This is a genomic window from Sinorhizobium garamanticum, from assembly GCF_029892065.1.
GTDB classification, from domain to species: domain Bacteria; phylum Pseudomonadota; class Alphaproteobacteria; order Rhizobiales; family Rhizobiaceae; genus Sinorhizobium; species Sinorhizobium garamanticum.
The window spans coordinates 549,181-571,195 of record NZ_CP120375.1 but is presented as its reverse complement, the minus strand read 5'-3'; the positions used below and the strand labels follow the sequence as shown (position 1 = coordinate 571,195).

Below are 22,015 nucleotides of genomic sequence, written 5' to 3'. Positions count from 1 at the left end.
ATGGCTTTGTGACGGGTTAATTACATTGCGCAATTTAATGCGCTTTGCAATAAGGCTTTCGAAGTCGCCTTGGAATCGAACCGATGATGTCTATCCCAACCCTTTCTCTCAACGAGCGACGACTGATCGAGATGATCTTCACGGGAGGCGAGATCGCACGGGTGGATCTGGCCCAGCGCTCCGGCATGGCCGGCGCGTCGGTCACGCGTCTGACGGCCGGCCTGATTGAGATGGGGCTTTTGTCGGAGGAACCCGAACGCACTGGTGCACAAGGCCAGCCTCGCCGGCTGTTACGGCTGCGGGCCGACCGCTTCATCGCTGCGGGCGTGACCTTTTCGCTGTCGCGCATGGAGGTCGCCGTCGTGAACCTAGCGGGCTCAGTGCTGGCGTCGAGCTCGCTCAGCGTCGACGCCGCGACAGCGTCAGGCGTGGCCACGGGCGCTCAGGCAGCGGTTCAATCGATGGTCGCCGATCTGTCGATCGACCAAAGCCGGCTGGTGGGTATCGGCTTCTCGGTGCCGGGGAATTTCGGTACAGTATCGCACCTCCTTAAGGCGCATCCGTTTTTCCCGGCGTTCGAAGACACTGGGGCTCTCGAGGCATTTCGTGGCTCGTTCGACATCCCCTGCTACGTCGAAAACGATGGCGCGGCGGCCGCTCTCGGCGAGTATGTATTCGGGCGCGGAGGCGAAGCCGACGACCCGCTCCTCTTCATTCATATCGGCCACGGTGTCGGCGGCGGCGTAATCATCGATGGCCGACTCTATAGGGGCGCACACGGGAATGCTTGCCTGCCGGGCGTTCTCTACCCCTACGACCTGCCGCGTCCCTCCGGACAGGATTTGCTCGCATGCCTTTCCCGAGCGGGATTTCCTGTCACTGATTTCGATGGGATCCCGGGATTGCCTGACGATGCCCGGCCGGATCTTGACGCTTGGGTCAAGCGTGCGGCCGCGCAATTGCGCCAAGCTGTCCGCGTTGCGACGGGATTTTTCGACCCTGCGCTGATTGTCATCGGTGGTCGCCTTCCGTTGGATCTGAACGAGCGGCTGGCCGCCGCTATCCTCGCTGAACCGATGGAAGGACCGTCGCGTGGACTGCCGGTGGCGCCGGTCGTCGCGTCACGGCTCGGCGTCCAGGCCGGCGCAATCGGTGCCGCCTGCATACCACTGTTCGCTACATTCTTCTCCGGGGCTGTCTCCGACGGCGGCAGCACCCACATCAACGGGCGGCGGCGATAAGTGCTATAGGCAATTTTCGGCATCAGCAAGAATACCGTCGCGGATGTTGTCCTTCCCGGCAGATCATAGCTCTCGTCCGCCCATCTTATTTGTTGGTGCTGTTGCCATCCTGAGCGACAGAGCTTACGTTCGACGGAGGATTGCCAGGACCAGCCGTACCGCAGGGAGTTCTAATCTGGTGGGAAAGATACTGGCCGCTGTTGCAGGGCAGCATACTGACGTCGAGAAAATTACTTCCCTTCAGAGACTTCTGATAAGCTACGACTTCTTTCATCGACAGTGGAGCCGAGAATATCGTCACTCCCTCAAAGCCGGGCAACGCCTCTATCGGCTCGAGCATCGACGACGTTTGCCCGGGCACATTGGCAGCGCCAATAAGCCATGGCCCGACCGATCCGAAAATGACGGACCTCGGCCGGTCTGTCGGCGTACCAGAATTGAAGGGAAAATGCGGAAAGCCACTGTCGAGCACTGCCTCATCCCACTGGTAGGCGGTAAACGCCAGAAGATAAGTATACGGCGCAAAACGGTCGATGCGAACCTTGCCGTCTGGACTGAAGGTATAATAGATCCACTCGGTTCCGGAGAAGTCGCCTGTTGGTCCCAGGAGTTTCATATCCCACGGCTTCTGCCAATAAGCTGATTGCGCCATCTTGCTTTGAAGCAAGCTTTTCACAACAGACCACTTTTGCCCACTCGGACTAGGCTTGGCTCCCAAAGCGAATGACAAGTAAGCGTCATTGGCATTGGAACTCAACAGCGATAATGCACTACCGCCATTGGGAGCGGTATTATCGCGGGTCTTTTCGACCAAAAGGACTGTGAAGCCAGTGGTCGGGCTGATCGATGCGATCTGCCTGGTCTCGATTGACGAGCTAGGTGGAAAGTTAAAAGACGTCTTATTGGTATAGAAGTCAAATGCCTGCTTGGTACCATCAGGCACCGGATAATCCGCCTCTGCCGCAGAGTCGTGTATATACAGCTTTGGGTAATCGCCGAAAACGGGCACGACCTTGGGGGTGAGTGTCTGAGACACCTTCGCCGACGCGCTTTTAAGGCAGTCAGCATGATTGGCGCATGACCCGGCGTGGCTTGCGCCAGCAAAGAGATACACTGTTATAAAGAATGGCAGGGACATTATTTTTGCAATTTTCATGGGACGATCCTTTGAAGCGCAGGTTTGCTTTAGCGGGTCAGTTCGCTGGTATTGCGGCGCCCTAACTCGCGCAGCATTTCGCCAACCACGTCGGGCCAGTCAGTGGTGATCAGATTGGTACGGTTGACGATCGCCATTTCCGGATCTCCGCGATAGTCCGGCACAATGCCTCCTGGAGCGGTCGATGTGGGATCGGTGTTGTGCCCGAAGCAGCATTTCCCAGCGCTGTTAGCTACGCCCTCCGGATAGTAGTTGCTTTCATGATAGGTGGCGAACCCCTGCTTTTGATCGGCATAGTCAAAATACGCCTGAAGACCGTCACCTTTGTAGAATTGGTTCATTTCGAACTGAACGGGGAACGGCGCCACATTCCACTGATCGTAGATCGTGTCCTGGTGAGGATCATGGCTTGAATCCTCAACGTCCTTGTCGTCCGGGTTTTCAACTATGATCAACCCGCCGATGATACTGGGATCGTAGGTGGTCCGGTTCAGAAACGTTCCAATATCCACCGCATCCTTCGCTTTCAGCTTGAATACCACAGCCTTGCTGAGCTGCGGATTTTGCTTGGCCGCGAGGATGTCAAGGCAGCGTTGCGTGAGTTCGATAGGATCAGTGGGATCCTGATCGTCCACCGCCCCTTTCACGTCGACGATCATCACATAACCATGCCCATCATCGGTGACATATCCGGCGAGCAGATCAAGCGCCGCGGAAAACGTCAGGAACTTGGCCAAGCGCCCTTGCGAGTCCTTGAACACGCGCCCATGACGGTCGCGTAGATTGGCCTGCTGTACTTGCGAATAGTTCTGATTGTACAACAAGCCGCGTCCAGTGGATTCCCGCTCAATCCTGTAATCGTGAGATAGAATGACTTCTTTGTCGGCGGTAAAGCGGACATCCACCTCCACGCTCTCGATCTGTGAATTCCAGGCATCTTGCAGGGCGTAGGCTGAATTCTCGGGATAGACCTCCCAAGATCCGCGATGGGCGGATAGTAGAACCAAGTCCTGGTCGGGTTTTGGCAATCTAAACATGTTTCTCGTGATGGCACCGACGAGATATGGTGAAGGCTTCACTGGAAGTACCGCCTCTGCCCCGGCATAGGATGAGCAACACAAGGCAAAAATGGAAGTATAAATAAGTGACGCACGCATATGCAATTTCCAGAACACGATGCCTAGAAGACAACCGAAACGCGAAGAACATTGTGAACTGATGATAACAAGTTTTCTACGCATAATCATACCTGTTTGGGTGACGGGATTGAACTAAGGCGAGGACGACTCGACGCTGGCGCTGCTGTAACAAGCGGCGCTTTAACGCTCGCCTGTACGTTCAGGGCGAATCGGGACCGGCAACAGCTCAGGTGCTGGCGAACGGTCCTAGTTTTGCGCATCCGCCGTCAGCGCCCCTGGCCGGGTTGGACGATTGCGGAATTGGCGTCCGTGCGAGGACAACCCCCGCAAAGCGCCCGTGCAGCTTCGGCTCGACTATCCTTGGCGGGTACGGCCTCTTCCTTCTTCTACATTTGGATCGTCCGCCTGTAGGACGACCGGACCTAGGCTCCGGTAGAGAGCATTGTGCTGAAACATTTCGACATCTCCGCGCGATCATCGTTGGCGTGACGCGTCTGCGAATGACCCAATGCAATATTCGCGCCAAAGGAAAACTCTTAATCGATACAACGCGATCGATCGAAGTGGTTGTGTCGCATGTCCAACATTTGTCGTAGATCAGCCAATGCCAAGCGACATTGACGTTGAGCTCGCCTTGGGAGCATGAACATCACCACCGTCGTCAATCGGAGGCAGAGCTAAAGGATGCCCTCTATGCCGGCGCCGGTCGTGTCGGCGACCAACTCGCCAGCGAGATCGAGATATGCCCCCCGCGGGCCGCTCGTGAAACTCGGAAGCGGCTACACGATCGGCGTCCTGTTCATGCAGGGCGTTCCAGCGCTGCAAGGCCCGCAAACCGATGACCGAGCCAGAAGCAGACGAAGGCAACCGCTTCAAGAAGAGGAACCATTGGCGCGAATCCATGCGTGGGCCGCGCCTTATGATCTTTGATGCCCGGTTGGTGTTCTTCTTCCTGCTGCTGACCGTTCATCTGGCGGTCTGGACTGCCCTCTTGCTGCTTGCGGCCATTGGCGTTTTCTGGCTAGCCGAACGAGCCGGATATCGCCTGCCGGGCGCATTGAGGACCGTACGGGCCACCATCGCAGGCGTCCGACGGCCGGCCTTCTACCAACGGCGCGCCTTCGGGATGGAATCCCAACCGATAATCCATTGCATACGAAAGCTGATTGAATGGCAGTCGTTTCGATGATGACCCCTAAAGGCGGCGCCGGCAAAACGACCGGTACGCTGATCCTGGGAATCGTTCTTGCCGAGCAGGGCGCCTCTGTCTGCCTGATAGACGCAGACCCCAATCAGCCGCTTATGAAGTGGGCCAAGGACGCCAACATCCCGCCATCAATGTCCATCATCGGTGACGTTACGGAGGAAAACATCATCGAGACGATCGGGGAGCAGTCGGCAAAAAACAGCTTCGTGATCGTGGATCTCGAAGGATCGGCGAACCTATCCACAGGCTACGCGATCACGTCCAGCGATCTCATTCTGATCCCGCCGCAACCGTCAAGCTCGATGCCGACGAGGCCGCCAAGACCCTCAAATTCATCGTCCGCCAAGGCAGGAGCAGCGGCAAGGAAATGCCCGCCCGCGTCTTCTGGTCGCGCGTTCCCGCGGCCTATGTGACGCGAAGCGCCCGCGATATCGGCACGCAGTTCGAAGAAGCCGGCATCCAGTTCCTCGGAGCGCGCATCGTCGAACGCGGGGCGTTCAACTTCGGTGAGACGCTCGGAAAGCTCGCGGACGATCAGGTTCCAAGCCTGGAAAACGCCCGGGCAAACGCCGCCACGTTCGTCGCCGAAGTCATCGCACTGTTGAAGGAGCTGCGCCAATGACCAAGGCGCGTCTGACCATCGACCTCGATGAGTTCAAGCCAGGCCCAAGAAGGTCGATCCGCAAACAAAGGCAGCCGTCGAAAAGGTCGCCGAAAATAACGGCTTCAAGACCCGCCATGCACCCGAACCGGCTGCGCGCAAGGCGCCAGCGGTTGCCAAACCTGCGCCAGCAAACGCGCCGGCCGAGACAGAAGGCGAGGGCGAGCCTCGCCGGCGCGGCCGCAAGCACCACCAATCGCAATACGCCATTCGCCGTAAAGCTCAAGGTCGAGACCAACAACATGATCTACGACTATGCCGATCGGCTCGAATGCTCCGCGATCGCCGAAGTCATCGAACTTGCTCTTGGCGCGCTGCAAAAGGAGCTCGATGAAGGTATCGACCCGCGCGCTCGCGCAGCCGCGCAAGTCGCCGCCAAGCGGTGATGGCGGCGTCAAGGGCAGGGGAGGGATGACAAACGCTGTACCGCGCTCTGATATCGCCCCCGCTTTCGCGGCGAATCTATGCCCGGCGCGCTGCGCTCGCCGAGCTCCTTATGGCCGCGACGCTGTTCTTTGTTCGCATTCAAGGTCATTTCGGCCGATCGCTCATCACGCCGATCGCGATCGCCATGCTCTGCTTTGCGGCGCTGTTCACCGGCCAAATCACAACCATCTTGGCCGCATGGATGCGAAAACCCTTCATCTGATCTAGGACAGGCTATTGCCTCATCTTTCCGCTCGCCCTTATCTTTTCCCCTCTGCTCGCCCCGGCAATCCTTTGCGGGTTCCGCCGTCCAATTCCTCCGAGCGTCGGGCTAGTGAGGAGGGTCGAAGGACAGTCGAACGAAAGCGGCGGAAAGCAGAAGGATGACAAAGCTGGCACAGGCAAGAGAGCAGGGGGGAGAAGTCATGAAGGCAAGGATTGCAGGGACTATCGGAGGGGCGCTGGTTGGTTTCTTGATCGGCGCAGGGACGGGGATAGTCGGTGGCATCTTCGGTGGTGTCGCAGGCGTGTCCATCTTTACGGTGGTCGGCGCAGCTTGGGGCTTTAGCGCCGGGCCTGACTTTGCCAACGCAATTCGCCGCTGGCGGACTGGGTAGGAAGCCCGGCCGCGCGGTTCCCGAAGAAACCGAGGTACAGTAGCGATGGATTCCACCACAATCAGAGAACTGCCGGCGATGACAACGGACGCGACTGAGCAGGCGCAAGAGGACATGGCTCTGATCGCACGCGGCGAAGAAATCGATCTTCCGTGGCGCAGGCTCCGCGTTCTTCTCGATCATCGCCTGGTGGAGATCACCAGCCGGGTTCTCCTCGGTGGCCCGCTCGCGGGAAGCCATACGTCCATCTCTTGGACCGATGAGGGAATGCGTTTCATGCGCCAAACCAGCTAAGGAACGGATATTGTGAAGACCCGGAGCGAGGCACGCGCACGTCAGAGCTCGAGGCGCCATGAGAGCGTGATCAAATGAAAAGCGTCTTTGCAGGCAATTTCGATCCAGAGAGGGCGATAGAGGTTGCAATTGAGCTCTATGGAAAGGACGCGACGACTGCCGTGGCGTATTGCGCGCTTGATGCGTATACCGATCGTCGAGAGGCCGACTACCGGTTCTGGTTCGCCATTTTCGCTCACCTAAGGGGCATTCCACTGTCCGACAGCAAGCATTGACGACCTCGGAACGCGGGCGGACGCACTTGCCTTGATGGCTCCATGCTCGCAACGGATCTGGCGGCAGCCTGATGTGCACTTCACAGCAATCGACAAAACAGCACGAAATGGCGTACGGTGCGATACTTCCCGAATTGCAAATAAGGAAGCAGACCGTCGTCTCTGAATTTGGAAATAGAAGACGGCGGCTCCTGGCGTTCTTTAGTGTCTGCTCTTGGCATCGCGTCCTAGCTGCAGGTTCAACCGGCTCCCCGCGACCTTGGCGGGATGCCTGGGTTCCTGAAATTCAAGTCCAGTTGGTAGAGGTGGCTCAGAACGCTAAGCTCGAACTTCCGGCCGCATTCGTCGCTCGGATGCCGGACCCCGGCAGCCTATGCCGGGACCATCGCCGCAACCGGCTCCAACGCTTCAGAGGATGAAGGCCACCGTTCCCGCCGGTTGCTCCCCGCCGCGCCAATTGGCGTAAACGAAAACCGCCGAGGCTCTATTCGCCGCTGCAATCGCGGCGAGCAGGAGCTACCTCGTCGCTTTTACCGCGTTGACCCTGAGGATGCAATGAAGCGATGTTACAGAGCTGCAGTGCCCGAACGGTTGGCCTTCAGCCCCGATGAGACCCGCCTTTATGTGGCTGATACCGGACGAATGTTTGGCTCCGAGCCGCAACATATTTGTGTCTTTGACATAGGCTCGAAGGGAAAATTGCCTGGCGGAGAGGTATTTCATGCCATCAACTCCGGCTGCGCCGACGCTTTCGCACAGATCGCGATGGCGAACCTATGGTCCTCGGCACATTTGTATTGCGCCTGATGGGCAAAATTTTGTTCCGGAACTCGTCACGAATCTCTGCTTCGGAGGGCGCGCAAAACATCGACTCTTCATCACCGCGACAACTAGCATCTACGCGCTCTCGCTCAATCGGCGCGGTATGCAACACCCGAGCTTTTGCTTTCGCTGCCAATCATCGAGATGAAGGCTCGACAAAAGGTTACTTGCCGGTGCGGGCCAGATATTCGGCACGATATTCCCACAGGGCTTGAAGGGTTCGCGTCGCCTTGGCGTCGTCGACCTTCTGGGAAGCAGCGACCGTTTGCCTTTCGAGCCGCCGTGCTCGGGATAGATCGGATCGTCAATGTCGACGTCCAGCTCAGATGCGAAGAATTCCGAGAAACTCGCATCCGAAAACTCCAGGACGTAACCACGCCCTCGAACGAAGTCGACGAGGTCGTCGATCAGGCGCAGGTCGATGGGTCGTAGTGAGCTAATGGCCTTTCCTCCCCAGCGGATCGCCTTGTACTATTTGTTCGTTGTTTCTTCGAGCGCCGCGATTGTCGCAAGTATCTCGTCGAACGATGGCGGCCTGTCATCGAACATCATGGGGGCCATCGCCCTGTAGTCAGCGCGGAGATCCTTGATCCGGTGCTCGCCCGGCAACAGCCGGAGCGTGCCGGGACAAGCGGTGTCGTAACTGGCCCAGCCGGAACGGAAGAACGTGGCCTTGTGCTTGGCGACCTGCGCAAGAAGCTCGAAATCGGCTTCGGCTGCTTTGCCTTCATCCGTGGCAATCAGCATGGCGAGATCATAATAGTGCCGCGAAAAATATTGTGGGGTCGGAGAGTCGGCAGGGCGATTGGCCTCCGCATGCAATGCCGTCGCCTTCTCCCAGAAGGTGCGGCGGGCGGAGAGGACGACGACGGTGGTATCGGGTTCCTCGAAGAAGCCAGGATAGTCGTCCGCCGCATAGGGCCGGATCACCCGTTTCTCTGTCGGCCAGGGGTCTCCGCGGGCGCCAAGTTCGAGTTTCACCCGTGGGGTGATGTACCCCATGCTCTCGTATTCGGCTGCGGGGAGCGCGGCGGGATAGTGGAAGTTCACCGTCTGCGCGTCAGCGGCATCGATTTCTAGCGACCACTCGCCTTTGGTCGGCTCGCCGAGTTGCTCGGCGATCGCTGATCGAAGAGCCGGAAACAGCTTCTCGGCAATATGCTGCTCGACATCGCTCACAAGGGCTTCGATGAGTTTGTTCGCCTGTTTCTTGCTGATGCCTTCTTTTTCGGGATCGCGGTCACCGGTGTAGCCGAGATCCGCTCGGTCGAAAGAGAGATCGATATCTTCGGAAAACCGGCGGATGGCGCCAAACGCCTTGGAGAGGGAGGTGCCACCCTTGAAGACAGGGGTAGCCGCATCTTTCTGCTGCAGTCCGAAAAGCCGCATCAATGTCCAGCAGACCCAGAAGTCCTTTTCGATGATCGTATTGGCGACTCCTCGGCCAGCCCCCGTTTCGCCAAACAGGGCCGCCCGGTCGCCGGCTGAAAGAAGAGCGACCTTATCCATCGATCTCACCCGACGCTGCGTTCGCGATCGAAACAAGCGTCGGCCGCATCCAGGCAGGCGCTTGGACCGCAGTGGATGCGAGTATCTTCTTGTCGCTGGCCGACAGACGAGGCGCCGCGATCCGAGCAACGTCGCGGGCACGAACCGCCCCCACGTGACGGAGGGCCTGAACGACTGTGCCAGCCGCGCTGCCCGGAGCTATCAGATGCTTGGGCGAGGCGTGACGCAGATCGACCACGCGCTTGCCCAACACGACACGGCGAGAGGGCCCATCGGTCAGATAGACGCTCTTTGCCGGAACTTGTGTTGAAAGACCGAGCGCGTTCGCTGCCCGCGCACCCGCAATCTGTACGTGGGATCCAGTCTCCCGCGCCAATGCCTGTGCGACGTCGTCGGGGGTTGGCGAAAGCGGACCCAACTGCGGATGGACCTTGGGGAAGTCGTAAAGGCCTCGCGCCAAGCGCCGGAGCTTGCCACCTTTGACTAGCCGCGAGAGTGCCTGGTCGACTGCCGCCCGTGCGGCGATGTCCAGGAAATCACTGGGCGTGAAAACGCCACCGCGTCCGCCAGCGCGGGCGCGCCTCATGATCTTATCCGGTACCGATGTCGCAACGTTAGTCATGCGTCAGAAAATAGTGTATCTTTTTCTGACATTCAAGACTGTCAGCGCAAGCTAGCAGGCAAAGCGATCTCGAGCTGCTACGAAATTGTTTGAGCTCGTCGTTCATGCACTCGGTACTGTGGCATGCGCGCCGGTTCGCGCGCCACTCCGGCGGAGAGGGCTGAACTGGAAGGTGGCCGCATTCGGCCTTGTTCTTCAGTGGCCGAAAAGCCGCTCCGGGCTGGCCGGGCCAGCGCGACGTCCGCAACACATCAAGCACGTGAATCGATCCTCTGCAAACGATTCACAAATGTCGTTGGACGATCAAGGCCAGATCTTCGAATGTGCGGGCTATGGTCTCGCAGCCTTACCATCTTTACGTCGAACGGAGTTACGCCTCGAAGAACATGGCGCGCTTTTACGCGCTGGAGATATCGAGCACCCTATTTGGGGAAACGTGCCTGACCAGGCGTTGGGGACGAATTGGCAGCCGCGGTCAGAGCAAGGCCCATCACTTTGCTATGGAGCGGACGCAGTCGAGCTCTTCCTCAAGCTCACGCGGAAAAAAAGACAACGAGGATACCGGGCGAGGGCGGTTCGTTGAGTGTCAGACCATGCCCGGCATCACATCACGGATCGAATGCCTGCAGAAAAAACCCGCATTCATCTTGCGGTCGCCGGCTTATAGCAGGAATTGAATGAGAACCTTTCTGCAGTTCCATCAATCCGGATACCCTCAGGTTTTCAGGGTTGTAACCTTCAAATCGGAAAAGACTGTCCGTGGGGGAGAGCTGGTCAGCCTACATCAGCCGAACGACCTGGTGCATCGTGATGCGGGATGTGCCTTCAACGGCAACGTCCGGCATTCCAAGCAGGCGGTAGTGGGCTTGAGAGAAGCTCTCCTTGTTCTGCTGTCTGGAATATGAGCGACGATACCAAGCCTCGGGTGATAGTGCAGGAGCTTCGGCCGTTGATCTAGTGTTCTACATCTAACACTTGGGTGCATGAGCGAAAGCGAGGCCGCCTGATTGCCGCCTTTCCGCCGCGCGATCCCGCAGATTTCTCCCCGAATCCGACGCCATCGCAGATAGCGGGTTAGCGGCCGAGTCACAGCTTTAAAATCACTCCCCCGCACGAAACCGAAAATACTCGGCGGCTGCCTGCCACCGTGCCAACCGCTCGCGCGATCGGCAATGTCATGTTTCTTTTGCTATTTATTGACTTTGTCAGCTTTTGCTTCTATCTATTCGAACATAAGGGGGCAATGATGACTGACGGGCCGTTCAGAAATGCACCATTGTCGAGCAGCTGGAAGAGGTACGGGCAAGATCTTGTCAGCGATGCCGTTTCAAACGACGACCGCGTCAAGCAGGCGTGCCACAGCATGCTGCAGGGCGCCGATGTGAACGCGTTCCACCGCCTATTTTCGGAACTCAACGAAAAGGTTTCGCGGGATCAGCTAGATCTCGATTGTTTAGCGTCGACCGAAGCGATCTTCGATAACCACAAAGGCTCGTGCCTCTCCGAGCCCCTGAAGGCGAATATGCTCTGTAACCTTCGAGAGGGCCAAACGGAGCGCGATGCGTTGAGTTCGGCACTTGCGAGCACTGTGCTCGATTGGATCGATACGACCAAGAACCGCTTGGATGAGGAGTGCATTCGAGCGAAGGCCGTCGGTGACATGAGCCACTCCGACTACAACAAAGGCATGAAGCGAAATGGTGAAACTTTCGCGTCGATAGACGCGGCGCAGCTCCATAACGCGCTCGCTGAGTCGAACAAAAACGCATTCAAGCCTAGAGCGCGAAGCAACGTGGACGAGGGCCCTGACGATGCGCCGTAACGACGATACGCCGATGACCTATGACAAACATCTTATCGTCGTCGAGAAAGGCAAAGGGGAGGGCACCGGCGGCGATATCGCAATTATTAACGAGCATATTCGGTTCAGGCCCGAGGTTTTGGACAGCTTCAACGTCAAGGGGTTTTCTCCGAAGCACTACGACTTGATGGTCCTGTGCGCTGCCATCGAGCTCGCAGACCGTCGATGGAAAAGACCCGCAGGTTGGCACCGCGATCTTCATGTCACAATTCCGGCCACCGACGTGGATACTTGGCTCCGGCCGGCTGTCTCTCAGAGTCTTCGAAGTGTCATGAATCATCTGACCGGAGATAGCTGGCATTTCTCCTTCGTTGGAGCGAGCAACGTAACTCCGATTGGGTCGAGGCAGCTCCCTCTGATCTTCGACCAGAATAAAACTTTCGCGATAGCCTACAGCGAGGGGTTGGATTCACGCGCAGTATCGGCCTTGAGCGGAACTAAGGACGAAGCCCTATGCATCCGGGTGGCCGGCAAGCGTCAGCGCCGGCGCGAAGGCGACAGCTTCTTCACTCAGATTCCATTCAAGGTGCGTGGGTTTAAGGCAAAAGAAAGTAGCTTTAGATCGCGCGGCTTCCAGTTCGCCGCAATGACGGCAATTGCCGCACATCTTTCTAGGATCACCCGCATCGTCGTACCGGAAAGCGGGCAGGGTGCCCTTGGACCGGCGCTGGCACCGCTGCACAATATCTATGTAGACTATCGCAATTTCCCGACCTTCTTTCGAAAGATGGAAAAGTTCATCCGCGCAATCTTCGATGTAAGCCTGCGCTATGAACAGCCCCGGCTGTGGTCGACGAAGGGGCAGACGCTTTCCGCCTACCTTGCATTGCCCGGGAAGGAACAGAAGCATCTCGCGAACACCAAATCGTGCTGGCAGTCGCGTCGCGTAGTGAACGACGGCAAACGCAGACAGTGCGGTTTGTGCGCTGCATGCCTGCTTCGTAGACAGAGCATGTTTGCTGCGGGGGTCGTCGAGCCGCCTGAGACGTATGTAGTATCAGACCTCTCCACAGGTAACCTGGATGTGGCCCTATCGCGCATTCGAGGCAAGGCCGACCGTGATATAATGATCGAATATGGGAGCGTCGGGGCTCGACATCTGCAGCATCTTGCTGATCTCGCTGCTTTGCCCGATACGGCGCTTCGAATACACGCTTCGCAGATCGGTGCAGCAACTGCGCAGAGTTATCATGACACGCTGCAGAAACTGAAAATGATGTTGATGACGCATGCACAGGAATGGCGGACTTTCTTGTCCGCGCAGGGAGAACAGAGCTTTCTGAGGGGTTGGATGGACGGAGGGCGCTATGGCCGCTTTGAATGAGCTCAGCGCCCAGGAAATTGGAAGACGGCTTCGGATCGCTCGCGAGAATGCCCGCGTCAGGCAAGCCGACGCCGCCCAGGTCATCGGCGTATCCAGGCCGACTTTGGTATCGATCGAGCAGGGCGTACGCCGGGTTCGGATCCAGGAGATCCAGATGCTCGCGCGCCACTATGGGGTCTCGGTGAACGGTCTGCTTCGTCGCGAGGCGGTTCATATCGACTTAGTACCGCGCTTCAGGAAGCTGCGTGAGACCGAAGACGAGCATACGCTCGAGGCGGTTCGCCTTCTTAACGATTTGATCAAAGCGGATGTCGAACTCGAAAACGTGCTCGGAATCCAGCGACGGCGCAATTACCCTCCTGAACGAGGCATCAACGAAGGCGATGTTACGGTCCTTGGTGAGGCGCATGCCACCGAATTGCGAGAATGGCTCGGGCTGGGGCAGGGGCCGATCAGCGATATCTTCTCGATTGTCGAGCATGGTTTGGGCATCAGGCTTTATCAACGGCGCCTCTCATCGCGGTCGCGGATCGCTGGTCTGTTTACCTACGACGAGAACGTTGGGGCCTGCATACTTTTGAATGCAAATCACCCGCTTCCAAGGCGCATTCAGACGGCCGCACATGAAACCGGCCATTTTTACAGCACCCGGCAAATGCCGGAAATTTTGGAAGTCGACGAGAGATTTTTGTCGCGTGACGAAAGATACGCAAATGCCTTCGGCAGAGCTTTTGTTGCGCCGGCAGAAAGTTTCACGCAGAGCTTTCTCGAACTAAAGGAAATCACTGGGAAGACGACGAGGCGACTTATCATTCTTCTTGCAGAAAGATACAATATTTCGCGGCAGGCGTGTGTCCTGAGACTGGAAGAGTTGGGGCTAGTAAAAAAGGGCACTTGGGCGTGGTTCGAAAACAATGGCGGCATTACTGATGAACATGTTCGGGAGGTTCTCGGCGGCCTGCCAGAACGACAGGATTCGGGAAAGGCCGATGCTGACCGGCTGGTATCCCATCGCATGAGCCTCATGGCCCACGCTGCATGGAAGCGGGAATTGATGTCTGAGGGCCAACTCGCTGAACTCTTGAAAGTCAGCCGGGTAGAGCTTCGCGGAATCATCGACCAGATCGAGCTTGGGGATAGAGAGACGGATGACCTGCTCAAGCTCGCTGAGTGACATCAAAGACGCTCTTGTGCTCGATACCAGCGTGCTGATCAATCTCCACGCGTGCCGGTACGGCGAGCAAATCCTTGCGGCAATTCCGAACGATATCATCGTCACGCAAATCGTGGCGGGTGAGCTCGAGCACGAAACGAGCCGTCGCAACGGCGAACATAGTTTTCTGGAATCGCTGGTTGCCTCCCGGGGAGTGACCTTGACCCAGTTAACTGACAGCGAGTTCGAGACTTTCTTCGAACTGACGTCATCTGTTCCTGTGCTGGATGATGGTGAGGCCGCCACTCTCGCTGTCGCGGCAGCGAGAGGCTGTTTTCCGATCATCGACGAGAAGCGAGGACGTGGGCGCGCGAGCACGCTCCTTCCGGGATGCCAGCCGGGCTGGTCGTTGGAGCTTTTTCGGCACCCGGCGACGCTAGACACGCTGGGCGACGACGTCGCCCGAGAGGCGCTGTTTCTTGCGCTGCGCGACGGGCGGATGCGAATTCCGGCGATGTCAATTGAGGACGTGATCGCCTTGATTGGCGAAGAGAGAGCTCGCGCCTGCACCTGCCTTCCCGGCTACAAGCTTCGCTTTGGCCCGCGAATCGAGGTCGGCGTCCGGGCCGACGTCGCCTAGATGTTTGTCGCGTCTGTGACTGACAGGAAGGGTCGGACTCGTTGGTTCCTCGTCACGAGGACGCCAGACCCGGGCCTTGCTTCGCACCAGAAATACTTGTTCGGCGACAGTATGGACCTAGGCAATTCAAGGTAGTATGAGCAAAGCGACGCTGCATCTCCGCGTGATTCTAAGTTCGATTATAGTATGACAAATCTGGATCTTTTCAAGCAGGACTTCGTCCTCAGCATCAAGCCTGAATATGCGACCCGGATCGTGGATGGACTGAAAAAGGTCGAACTGCGGCGTCGTTTCCCGTATGGGACCGCCACTGATGCCAAGCTGTTCATCTACGCGACCGTGCCCCTTCAAGCGGTCTTGGGGTATGCCACGATCGAGGAAGTGAAGAGATTGCCGGTCCACGAAATCTGGCGGCAGTATCATGAGGTCGCCTATATCGATAAGCCTGCATTTGATGAATATTACGGGGATCTCGGCGAAGGATATGTTCTCGTTCTGCGCGATCCGGTCAAACTTGACGTACCCGTGCCGCTCGACGAGCTAAAGGCAAAGCTGAAATTCACCCCGCCGCAGTCGTTCACTTATGCAGACGACGCTTTCCGCAAGATCATTTACGGTCACTAAGATGAAGTTTCTCATCGATACGAACGTCGTCATCCAGCTTGAAGATGACGGAGAAATCAAAGCGAATTTTGCCGATCTACTTCGTAGGTGCCATGAAAATGGCATCAAGGTTTTCGTTCACGAAGCTTCGATTGAGGACATCAATCGCGATGCCAACGAAGCCCGAAAAAAGGCTACGCTCAGCAAGCTTAACAAATTTCCGCAACTGAAAAAGATTGCATCTCCTTCTGTTGATGATTTGAAGGCTCGCTACGGTGAGCTTCCGAAACCTAACGACGTCGTCGACGCGAAGCTTTTGCATGCCGTATCGATTACAGTCGCGGATTTCCTGATCACCGAAGACGACGGCCTGCATCGCCGCGCTCGAAAGGCCCATTTGGCCGATCGCGTTATGACAGTTGCTGACGCTTTGGTCTGGTTGAAGCAGAGCTTCGAGCCAGACATCGTCTTCCTGCCAGCGGTAGAAGAAGTCAAAGCCCATGAGATTGACTTTGCAGATCCGATTTTCGAAGGGCTCCGCAGTGATTACGGCGCGTATTTCGACAAATGGACGGCCAAGTGCATTAATGAGCACCGTGATTGCTGGATCATAAAAGACGATGGTGCGCTCGCGGCGGTCGTTATTCGTAAGAATGAGACGCGCGCTGAAGCCGGGATCACCAAACCTGGCGAGCAGATCCTTAAAATTTGCACGTTCAAAGTCTCTGAGGATCACAGGGGACAAAAGCTTGGTGAGCAACTGCTCAAACAGATTTTCTGGCATGCACAGCGCAACGGTTACGATGTCATGTACCTTACCGCCAAGGCAAAGCAGGTCTCGCTGATCCGTCTTCTTGAAGAGTACGGTTTCGAGCAGACTGGCGATCAGGCAGACGGCGATGGCGTATTTGAAAAAGTCGTAGGAAAAGGGAAGGTCGCCCTTCCGGCTGGCGAAACCGCAATCGGCGTGGCGCGTAAAAACTATCCACGCTTCTATGACGGCCCCAAGGCGAACAAGTTCGTTATCCCGATCCGGCCGGCCTATCACGCGAAGCTCTTTCCGGAAGTGGAAATGCTCCCACAGAACGTGGCGACGACCCCTGGCGCCATCCCGGGAAACACCATCCGCAAAGTCTATATCTGTCATTCTCGCAACAACGCTATCGGCGCTGGCGATGTGATATTTTTCTATCAGACAAAGAAGCCCGGCTCTCCTCGTTCTCAGTCGATGACCTCGATTGGCATCGTTGAAAACGTGCGTCACACTCAGGACGTGGATGAGGTGAGACGTTGGACTGCAAAGCGATCCGTGTTTTCAGATGCGGAGTTGACATCCTGGGTAAGCGGCTCTTCGCCGCTGAAGGTTATCGACTTCCTGCTGATCGGTCACATCGTACCGCCGCTTCCGCTGGGTGCTCTAACGTCGAATAGCGTTCTTAGCAGCTGGCCACAATCCATCACACGGATTTCTGAACAGAGCTATCGTCGGCTCAAGCCAATGTTGAATCTCGGCTTTGTCTTTTGAAGCAAGTAGCAGGCAGCTTAGGCGGCCGGCGAATGCTCGTGTGCGGGCGTGAGCGAAGTGGGCCTTCGTCGATTGCTGAGCGTAAACTCGAAGACGGACAGGACGTCGCTGGACTGAATGTCGCCGTAAAACCTTTTCAGCGCGTCGACCAGATCCGCCTTGGATGCAAAACCGTCCTTATGCGCGTCGGTTTCATTCAGTTCGGCAAGCGTCTTGTAGCAGACGGCGCCAATGTGGAGCGCACCGATACAGGTTGGCGCGGCTTTCTCGCGATGATCGCCGACCACGAATAACGGCAACTCCTGTGCTGAAGGGTATTCGACCGCGCCCTTTGAAAAGCGAATCGTTGACGACTTTTTCGCGGAAAAGATCAGTTCTGCGAGGTCGGCAACCATCACAAACCGATGCCGCTCGACAGCATCAAGATCAGGAAACTCGCAGCTCAGGTGCGCCTTGAGGTCCGATGGGACAAGACTTCCTTGATTGATCGGCTTCGCGTGATGGAATGCCACCTTCAATGTTGTCTCTCCTTTCGGAACTTACCGTCGATATCCGGTATAACTCAGCCGTTGATAGTCCCCAAGCCTTGCTTGAAGCCGTCCCCAGAAAGCTGATAGGGATAACTATCGTGGGGTGGGCAATGAAAACAATACTCGTATTCGGCGTCTCGGGCGTAGGCAAATCCTGGCTTTGCCGCCAAGCTGCGGCATCCTTAGGATTGCGTCACGTGAGTGGCAGCGAACTGATCCGCGCCGAGAAAGAACGCCTGACGTCGCAAATCGTTTCGGCTGACGAGCTGCGGACCGACCGCGTGGTCGACAATCAGGAGCTCCTGCTCGCCGGGTTTCGCACCTATGCGGCGCAAGACAGCACATCGATACTGTTCGACGGACATAATGTCGTCGATACCAATGACGGCCTGGTGAGGATCCCGTTTGAGGTGATTGCTGGGTTGCGGCCGGCTGGTATCGCGATGGTTGTCGACGCTCCGGCCGCTATTGTCGCCCGGCGAACCGCCGATTCCACCCGTGGGCGACCACAACGGACCGCAGAAGCCTTGTCGACCTACCAAGACCTCTGTCTTGAGCTTGCGAGAGACCATGCGACGTCGCTCTCGATCCCGATGGAAACAATAACGTCGGGCGAAACCGATGCGTTTGTCGCCTTCCTGCGACCGTTGCTTTGAGGCGATTCGACCGGGAAAAACAATGGCGCAGACGGCTTGGAACATCGTGGTGGAAACTCTCGAAGCGGAAATGGACCAAGCCCCAATCCGGTTTTTTTCCACCTTCTCTCGTTTGGAATGGGCATTCGGGCAGGAGGGCGTGACATACACTCTCAAGCCGCCTCGTGTCGGTATCAACTGGGATCTCGTTGGCCAGGCATTCGGCGGCCAATTCTACAAGCGGATAAAAGAGGATCCAATTGCCCGACGGCTCATCGATGATCCGCCGCAGGTGATCACCAACGAGCCTGGCGTTGGCCTCCATTTCGATGCAGAGCCTCCAGAATGCGGCGACTCATCTGCAGTTTTCAATGCGCTTGCACGCATTCGAAACAACTTCTTCCATGGATGGAAGCGCGGTCTGGAGGCTGATGACCGTCGACATATCGACGATGGCAACGCTGTGCTGAGGATAGCATACGAGTTCTGCGACGGTCATCCCAAATTGGGCATCGTTGCTCACCGCTTAATCTATGCGTGACATCTAGTGGGTGGCCTATTGTAAATTAGTTGATAAAATCAATGGCTGTGTCACAGCTATTTAAAGAAGAGACAACGTAGTCAACTTAGAAATGCGACATCATCCTATTCCTTATTACTGCGTTTGCAAGTTGCTATATTTATAAAGTACGTAGACGCAAGCCGCCGGCCGGGTGGAGCTGGTCGGGGTTGCGCAGCCCGGGCGGCGACGGATGGCTCCAGCTGCGAGATAAACTTTAGCTTTGACACCCTCGATCACTCCGCCGCCTTCAGCTGCGCAAGGGCTTGCTGGCGGCGGGCGATGACCACCGGATCCTTGGTGAAATCCGTCTTCCGGCCAGGCTTCGTGCCGCGCTTTTGATAGCCATTGCTCTGACTGCCGTCGCGAATGCCGAACATATGATCCGTCTGGCCGGTGCGGCGCGGTCCGCCCTTGCTGCGCTGTTGCTCTCGTCCGGCCTGCATCTCGGCCACCACCGCCAGCATGTCATCAAGGCGCTTGTTCTCAACCACCTCGGAGCGGTGCACCGAGCGCAGCGTGTCGAAGGTTCTGTAGGGCAGGGACGTCCCCTCATGGGTGACCTCGAGGCGACCATCGGGATAGTCGCAGACAATGACCTTCTTGCCGGCCAGCGCCGTGGCGAAATCGGTCGGATCGAGGATGAACATCACCTTGTCATAGCGCAGCGTCAGCGACTGCGACAGCTTGCGGATCTCCTTGCGGCACATCGCGCCATCGAGGTTCTCATGCGCGGCAAACGGCCGGTGCATGTCCTTCGGATTGCGCGGCGCCTTGCCAAAGCGGCGATTGAAGTCGGCCATGAACTCCGGCGCATAGGCATTGGCGGCCGCGATCGTGTCGATGCCGCGCAGCCGCAGTTCCTTGACGAGGCGATCCTGCAGCGTCTGGTTGGCGCGCTCGACACGGCCCTTGGCCTGCGGGGTGTTGGCGCAGATGATGTCGATGTTGAGCTCATAAAGCGCCCGCCCGAACTGCGTCAGGCCGCTGGTCCTGTCCTTCTTGGAAGCATGGGTGGTGCGGAAGATGCCATGCTTGTCGCTGTAGAAGGCGATCGGCTTGCCCCAGTGCTGTAGATAGGCCTTCGTCGCGTGCAGATAGTCGAAGGTGTTCTCCGAGGCCGCAAAGCGTAAGTGCAACTGCTTGCCGGTGGCATCGTCGATATAGACGAGCAGGGCGCATTTGGGGCCGCGGTTCTCGAACATGGAGTAATCGCGGCGCGACCGTCTCTGGTTTTTGGGCTGGTGAGGGTGGTTGCCCCCGATAGGATGGAAAAACGGGCTCTCGATTGGAACCGGGGCCAAACATCGGATGGAGGCAACCTTGAACCAATATATTGGCCTTGATGTTTCATTGAAAGATACCGCAATTTCGATCCGGGAGGACGGGAAACGGATCTGGCGGGGGAAATGTCCTTCGGATCCCAATCTTCTCGCGCAGATGATCCGCAAAAAAGCTCCGCGCGCGCGGCGCGTCGTATTCGAAACGGGACCGCTGTCGACGTGGTTCTATCACGCGCTGACGAGCGAGGGGTTGCCGGCGGTCTGCATTGAAGCGCGGCACGCGCAAAAGGTATTGAACGAAACGCTCAACAAAACCGATGCCAACGATGCGGACGGTTTAGCTCAACTCGCTGAAGCAGGCTTTTACAAAGCGGTTCGCGTCAAGTCGTTTGACGCTATGATGGCCCGCACGTTGGTGGCTGCCCGCGAACAGCTTCTGAACATCTCAACACAACTTGGCAATCAAATCCGCGGTCTGATGAAGACCTTCGGTCTGATCATCCCAAAAGGGAAGGGTCGGGTGTTTGATGGCGATGTGCGGAAGCTTTTAGATGGGAACGTCGAGCTTGCGAAGATTATCTTGCCTCTTTTGGAGGCGTGGTACGATATCCGCAAGCGCGCAGCCGATCTTGGTCGCCAGCTGCTTATAGTGGCCCGTCGGAGCGAAGCCACGAAGCTATTGATGACGATTCCGGGAATCGGCGCGGTCACGGCGGTGTCCTACGTTACAGCAATTGAAAATCCAGAAAACTTTCGAACGTCGCGCTCGGTGGGCGCCTGGCTTGGGCTGACAACCCGGCGTTATCAGTCAGGCGAGGTCGACTATGACGGCCATATCTCGCGAAGGGGTGACAATCGTTTACGTGGGTTGCTTTATGAAGCAGCGACAGTGCTTCTGACGAGAACCAGTGCCAGGACGGAGAGCAGTCTCAAGCGTTGGGGACTTAAGCTGCGCGAGCGACTTGGCTTCAAACGGGCCGCCGTGGCCGTCGCCCGGAAACTCGCGGTCATCATGCACAGCATGCTCAAGACGGGAGAAGTGTTCAACGCATCGGCTGGCGCGACCATATAGGAGACGTTTAGCCTTCCTCCCTCAGCGCGCCATCTAACTTTGGGTGCTGAGCGTCCCTGCTGCGGACGTGGGCAGGATCATTCCGCTTCTGGTGGCTGCAGCTCGTTGAGACTGCGCCTCGAACATCAGGAAGATCCCACCTGCGAAAACCATTGTGCGGCGACATTTGTCGACCGCGGAGACAACCCTGCTCCCAGCATTGGATAGCTCCGAAGGACACGGCCGGTGAGGGCGGATCCAGCCAATCAGTTCAGCCGGTTTGCCTGTCCCGCAAGCCGGAAAGGGTCGCTGAATGCTCAAACCAGCTTGACGGATGGACTGCGATTAGACAACCACCAATGAAGCGACCCATCGATCTGGACGAGTTCGCCGAAACAATCGCGCCGGCCGCGCGGCTGGAAGACCCGCTTCTTGCGCTCGCGTCGCGACACCCAGATGCCGGCTTCCATCATCCACTGACGCAGCGTCTCCTTGCTGATGGCAATCCGGTGGCGTTCGAGCAGCTTCTCAGCCGCCAACGTTGGTCCGAAATCCCCATAATGCTCACGCACCAGGTCGAGCACCAGGTTGCGGAACTCCTCGCTGTGACGCCGGTTGCTCGGCCGGCCGCGCTTCTTCGAGACGAGACCGTCGGCGCCGGCCAGGTCATAGGCCTGCAACAGCCGGTGGACCTGACTGCGGCTAAGACGAAGCAACGCGGCCGCCTCGACGACGGTCAGGCTGCGCCCGCGAACCCGCTGGATGAGTTCAAGACGATGCAATTCCTTCTGCGACATGGTGATCAAACAAGACATGACGACTCCGAACGCTCATGGTCTCAACCACGCTTCACGTCGCCAGTCTTCCTTCCAAACATTGACG

23 protein-coding genes and 3 pseudogenes are annotated in these 22,015 nt (G+C 57.4%); 18 read left to right on the top strand and 8 right to left on the bottom strand.

Annotated elements, in window-relative coordinates:
• The first annotated feature begins 83 nt into the window (after window positions 1–83).
• The gene (locus PZN02_RS31900; protein ID WP_280663515.1) at window positions 84–1,241 is read left to right on the top strand and encodes an ROK family transcriptional regulator; all 1,158 of its coding nucleotides are present in this window, start codon (window positions 84–86) and stop codon (window positions 1,239–1,241) included.
• Window positions 1,242–1,326: 85 nt separating this feature from the next.
• On the opposite strand, the gene PZN02_RS31895 is transcribed toward PZN02_RS31900, so the two are convergent.
• Together PZN02_RS31895 and PZN02_RS31890 are read right to left on the bottom strand one after the other, a co-directional pair.
• Window positions 1,327–2,397 (bottom strand): hypothetical protein, encoded by a 1,071-nt coding sequence (locus PZN02_RS31895; protein WP_425336378.1) that lies wholly within the window; start codon window positions 2,395–2,397, stop codon window positions 1,327–1,329.
• Between the two features lie 29 nt (window positions 2,398–2,426).
• On the bottom strand, window positions 2,427–3,554 hold the full coding sequence (locus tag PZN02_RS31890; protein WP_280663514.1) for a glycerophosphodiester phosphodiesterase family protein: 1,128 nt from the start codon (window positions 3,552–3,554) through the stop codon (window positions 2,427–2,429).
• A gap of 820 nt (window positions 3,555–4,374) precedes the next feature.
• Between PZN02_RS31890 and icmT the strand changes: the two genes are divergently transcribed.
• The 7 genes from icmT to PZN02_RS31855 all read left to right on the top strand — a co-directional run bounded on the left by icmT (window position 4,375) and on the right by PZN02_RS31855 (window position 7,016).
• Window positions 4,375–4,725 (top strand): IcmT/TraK family protein, encoded by a 351-nt coding sequence (gene icmT / locus PZN02_RS31885; RefSeq protein ID WP_280663513.1) that lies wholly within the window; start codon window positions 4,375–4,377, stop codon window positions 4,723–4,725.
• Window positions 4,707–5,156 (top strand): ParA family protein, encoded by a 450-nt coding sequence (locus PZN02_RS31880; protein WP_342394744.1) that lies wholly within the window; start codon window positions 4,707–4,709, stop codon window positions 5,154–5,156. Before icmT ends, PZN02_RS31880 begins: the two co-directional genes overlap by 19 nt.
• Entirely contained in the window at window positions 5,111–5,365 is a 255-nt protein-coding gene (locus tag PZN02_RS31875) for a hypothetical protein (RefSeq protein WP_280663512.1), read from the top strand. The genes PZN02_RS31880 and PZN02_RS31875 overlap by 46 nt, the downstream gene beginning before the upstream one ends.
• On the top strand, window positions 5,362–5,790 hold the full coding sequence (locus tag PZN02_RS31870; RefSeq protein ID WP_280663511.1) for a hypothetical protein: 429 nt from the start codon (window positions 5,362–5,364) through the stop codon (window positions 5,788–5,790). Before PZN02_RS31875 ends, PZN02_RS31870 begins: the two co-directional genes overlap by 4 nt.
• 110 nt (window positions 5,791–5,900) lie before the next feature.
• Entirely contained in the window at window positions 5,901–6,053 is a 153-nt protein-coding gene (locus PZN02_RS31865; RefSeq protein WP_280663510.1) for a hypothetical protein, read from the top strand.
• 439 nt (window positions 6,054–6,492) lie between these two features.
• The gene (locus tag PZN02_RS31860) at window positions 6,493–6,741 is read left to right on the top strand and encodes a hypothetical protein (RefSeq protein WP_280663509.1); all 249 of its coding nucleotides are present in this window, start codon (window positions 6,493–6,495) and stop codon (window positions 6,739–6,741) included.
• 74 nt (window positions 6,742–6,815) lie between these two features.
• Window positions 6,816–7,016 (top strand): hypothetical protein, encoded by a 201-nt coding sequence (locus tag PZN02_RS31855; protein ID WP_280663508.1) that lies wholly within the window; start codon window positions 6,816–6,818, stop codon window positions 7,014–7,016.
• Window positions 7,017–8,007: 991 nt separating this feature from the next.
• Here PZN02_RS31855 and PZN02_RS31840 read toward each other — a convergent pair.
• From PZN02_RS31840 to PZN02_RS31830, 3 genes and pseudogenes are all read right to left on the bottom strand, one after another.
• Window positions 8,008–8,246: pseudogene (locus tag PZN02_RS31840) on the bottom strand (restriction endonuclease); the annotation flags it as partial.
• Window positions 8,247–8,309: 63 nt separating this feature from the next.
• Window positions 8,310–9,347 (bottom strand): nucleotidyl transferase AbiEii/AbiGii toxin family protein, encoded by a 1,038-nt coding sequence (locus PZN02_RS31835; protein WP_280663507.1) that lies wholly within the window; start codon window positions 9,345–9,347, stop codon window positions 8,310–8,312.
• Window positions 9,340–9,933: a DUF6088 family protein gene (locus tag PZN02_RS31830; RefSeq protein WP_280663506.1), complete on the bottom strand. Its 594-nt coding sequence runs from the start codon at window positions 9,931–9,933 to the stop codon at window positions 9,340–9,342. The genes PZN02_RS31835 and PZN02_RS31830 overlap by 8 nt, the downstream gene beginning before the upstream one ends.
• A 368-nt stretch (window positions 9,934–10,301) precedes the next feature.
• Between PZN02_RS31830 and PZN02_RS31825 the strand changes: the two genes are divergently transcribed.
• The 7 genes from PZN02_RS31825 (at window position 10,302) to PZN02_RS31795 (ending at window position 17,075) form a co-directional block, all read left to right on the top strand.
• Window positions 10,302–10,646 carry a WGR domain-containing protein gene (locus PZN02_RS31825; protein ID WP_342394743.1) on the top strand — a complete coding sequence of 115 codons (345 nt, stop codon included), beginning with the start codon at window positions 10,302–10,304 and terminating at the stop codon, window positions 10,644–10,646.
• Between the two features lie 500 nt (window positions 10,647–11,146).
• Entirely contained in the window at window positions 11,147–11,791 is a 645-nt protein-coding gene (locus PZN02_RS31820; protein ID WP_280663505.1) for a hypothetical protein, read from the top strand.
• 13 nt (window positions 11,792–11,804) lie between these two features.
• Entirely contained in the window at window positions 11,805–13,154 is a 1,350-nt protein-coding gene (locus tag PZN02_RS31815) for an adenine nucleotide alpha hydrolase family protein (RefSeq protein ID WP_280663504.1), read from the top strand.
• Window positions 13,138–14,328 (top strand): helix-turn-helix domain-containing protein, encoded by a 1,191-nt coding sequence (locus PZN02_RS31810; protein WP_280663503.1) that lies wholly within the window; start codon window positions 13,138–13,140, stop codon window positions 14,326–14,328. The genes PZN02_RS31815 and PZN02_RS31810 overlap by 17 nt, the downstream gene beginning before the upstream one ends.
• Window positions 14,303–14,947 carry a PIN domain-containing protein gene (locus tag PZN02_RS31805; protein WP_483414602.1) on the top strand — a complete coding sequence of 215 codons (645 nt, stop codon included), beginning with the start codon at window positions 14,303–14,305 and terminating at the stop codon, window positions 14,945–14,947. Before PZN02_RS31810 ends, PZN02_RS31805 begins: the two co-directional genes overlap by 26 nt.
• Window positions 14,948–15,133: 186 nt before the next feature.
• Complete coding sequence (locus PZN02_RS31800; RefSeq protein WP_280663501.1) at window positions 15,134–15,571, top strand: ASCH domain-containing protein; 438 nt, start codon at window positions 15,134–15,136, stop codon at window positions 15,569–15,571.
• Window position 15,572: 1 nt separating this feature from the next.
• Window positions 15,573–17,075 carry a GNAT family N-acetyltransferase gene (locus tag PZN02_RS31795; RefSeq protein WP_280663500.1) on the top strand — a complete coding sequence of 501 codons (1,503 nt, stop codon included), beginning with the start codon at window positions 15,573–15,575 and terminating at the stop codon, window positions 17,073–17,075.
• Between the two features lie 17 nt (window positions 17,076–17,092).
• Here PZN02_RS31795 and PZN02_RS31790 read toward each other — a convergent pair whose 3' ends face one another.
• Window positions 17,093–17,587, bottom strand: a complete 495-nt coding sequence (locus PZN02_RS31790) for an ASCH domain-containing protein (RefSeq protein ID WP_280663792.1) — start codon at window positions 17,585–17,587, stop codon at window positions 17,093–17,095.
• A gap of 5 nt (window positions 17,588–17,592) precedes the next feature.
• On the opposite strand from PZN02_RS31790, the gene PZN02_RS31785 reads away from it, so the two are divergent.
• Window positions 17,593–18,261 (top strand): ATP-binding protein, encoded by a 669-nt coding sequence (locus PZN02_RS31785; RefSeq protein WP_280663499.1) that lies wholly within the window; start codon window positions 17,593–17,595, stop codon window positions 18,259–18,261.
• Window positions 18,262–18,283: 22 nt separating this feature from the next.
• Entirely contained in the window at window positions 18,284–18,781 is a 498-nt protein-coding gene (locus tag PZN02_RS31780) for a hypothetical protein (RefSeq protein ID WP_280663498.1), read from the top strand.
• Between the two features lie 254 nt (window positions 18,782–19,035).
• Here the strand turns inward: PZN02_RS31780 and PZN02_RS31775 are convergent.
• A pseudogene (locus tag PZN02_RS31775) lies at window positions 19,036–20,001 on the bottom strand (ISNCY family transposase); the annotation flags it as partial.
• Window positions 20,002–20,122: 121 nt separating this feature from the next.
• On the opposite strand from PZN02_RS31775, the gene PZN02_RS31770 reads away from it, so the two are divergent.
• Window positions 20,123–21,154 (top strand): IS110 family RNA-guided transposase, encoded by a 1,032-nt coding sequence (locus tag PZN02_RS31770; protein WP_280663497.1) that lies wholly within the window; start codon window positions 20,123–20,125, stop codon window positions 21,152–21,154.
• A 299-nt stretch (window positions 21,155–21,453) separates the two neighbouring features.
• On the opposite strand, the pseudogene PZN02_RS31765 reads toward PZN02_RS31770, so the two are convergent.
• A pseudogene (locus PZN02_RS31765) lies at window positions 21,454–21,948 on the bottom strand (helix-turn-helix domain-containing protein); the annotation flags it as partial.
• Window positions 21,949–22,015: the final 67 nt, after the last annotated feature.

Bases quoted from the DNA above. Each gene is read 5' to 3' on its own strand.
- PZN02_RS31830 (WP_280663506.1), bottom strand. From the start codon at position 9,933: ATGAGGCGCGCCCGCGCTGGCGGACGCGGTGGCGTTTTCACGCCCAGT.
- PZN02_RS31795 (WP_280663500.1), top strand. From the start codon at position 15,573: ATGAAGTTTCTCATCGATACGAACGTCGTCATCCAGCTTGAAGATGAC.
- PZN02_RS31815 (WP_280663504.1), top strand. From the start codon at position 11,805: ATGACCTATGACAAACATCTTATCGTCGTCGAGAAAGGCAAAGGGGAG.
- PZN02_RS31810 (WP_280663503.1), top strand. From the start codon at position 13,138: ATGGCCGCTTTGAATGAGCTCAGCGCCCAGGAAATTGGAAGACGGCTT.
- PZN02_RS31865 (WP_280663510.1), top strand. From the start codon at position 5,901: ATGGCCGCGACGCTGTTCTTTGTTCGCATTCAAGGTCATTTCGGCCGA.
- PZN02_RS31855 (WP_280663508.1), top strand. From the start codon at position 6,816: ATGAAAAGCGTCTTTGCAGGCAATTTCGATCCAGAGAGGGCGATAGAG.
- icmT (WP_280663513.1), top strand. From the start codon at position 4,375: ATGACCGAGCCAGAAGCAGACGAAGGCAACCGCTTCAAGAAGAGGAAC.
- PZN02_RS31870 (WP_280663511.1), top strand. From the start codon at position 5,362: ATGACCAAGGCGCGTCTGACCATCGACCTCGATGAGTTCAAGCCAGGC.
- PZN02_RS31880 (WP_342394744.1), top strand. From the start codon at position 4,707: ATGGCAGTCGTTTCGATGATGACCCCTAAAGGCGGCGCCGGCAAAACG.
- PZN02_RS31800 (WP_280663501.1), top strand. From the start codon at position 15,134: ATGACAAATCTGGATCTTTTCAAGCAGGACTTCGTCCTCAGCATCAAG.
- PZN02_RS31805 (WP_483414602.1), top strand. From the start codon at position 14,303: ATGACCTGCTCAAGCTCGCTGAGTGACATCAAAGACGCTCTTGTGCTC.
- PZN02_RS31895 (WP_425336378.1), bottom strand. From the start codon at position 2,397: ATGAAAATTGCAAAAATAATGTCCCTGCCATTCTTTATAACAGTGTAT.
- PZN02_RS31890 (WP_280663514.1), bottom strand. From the start codon at position 3,554: ATGCGTGCGTCACTTATTTATACTTCCATTTTTGCCTTGTGTTGCTCA.
- PZN02_RS31860 (WP_280663509.1), top strand. From the start codon at position 6,493: ATGGATTCCACCACAATCAGAGAACTGCCGGCGATGACAACGGACGCG.
- PZN02_RS31825 (WP_342394743.1), top strand. From the start codon at position 10,302: ATGGTCTCGCAGCCTTACCATCTTTACGTCGAACGGAGTTACGCCTCG.
- PZN02_RS31875 (WP_280663512.1), top strand. From the start codon at position 5,111: ATGCCCGCCCGCGTCTTCTGGTCGCGCGTTCCCGCGGCCTATGTGACG.
- PZN02_RS31900 (WP_280663515.1), top strand. From the start codon at position 84: ATGATGTCTATCCCAACCCTTTCTCTCAACGAGCGACGACTGATCGAG.
- PZN02_RS31785 (WP_280663499.1), top strand. From the start codon at position 17,593: ATGTTGTCTCTCCTTTCGGAACTTACCGTCGATATCCGGTATAACTCA.
- PZN02_RS31835 (WP_280663507.1), bottom strand. From the start codon at position 9,347: ATGGATAAGGTCGCTCTTCTTTCAGCCGGCGACCGGGCGGCCCTGTTT.
- PZN02_RS31780 (WP_280663498.1), top strand. From the start codon at position 18,284: ATGGCGCAGACGGCTTGGAACATCGTGGTGGAAACTCTCGAAGCGGAA.
- PZN02_RS31820 (WP_280663505.1), top strand. From the start codon at position 11,147: ATGTTTCTTTTGCTATTTATTGACTTTGTCAGCTTTTGCTTCTATCTA.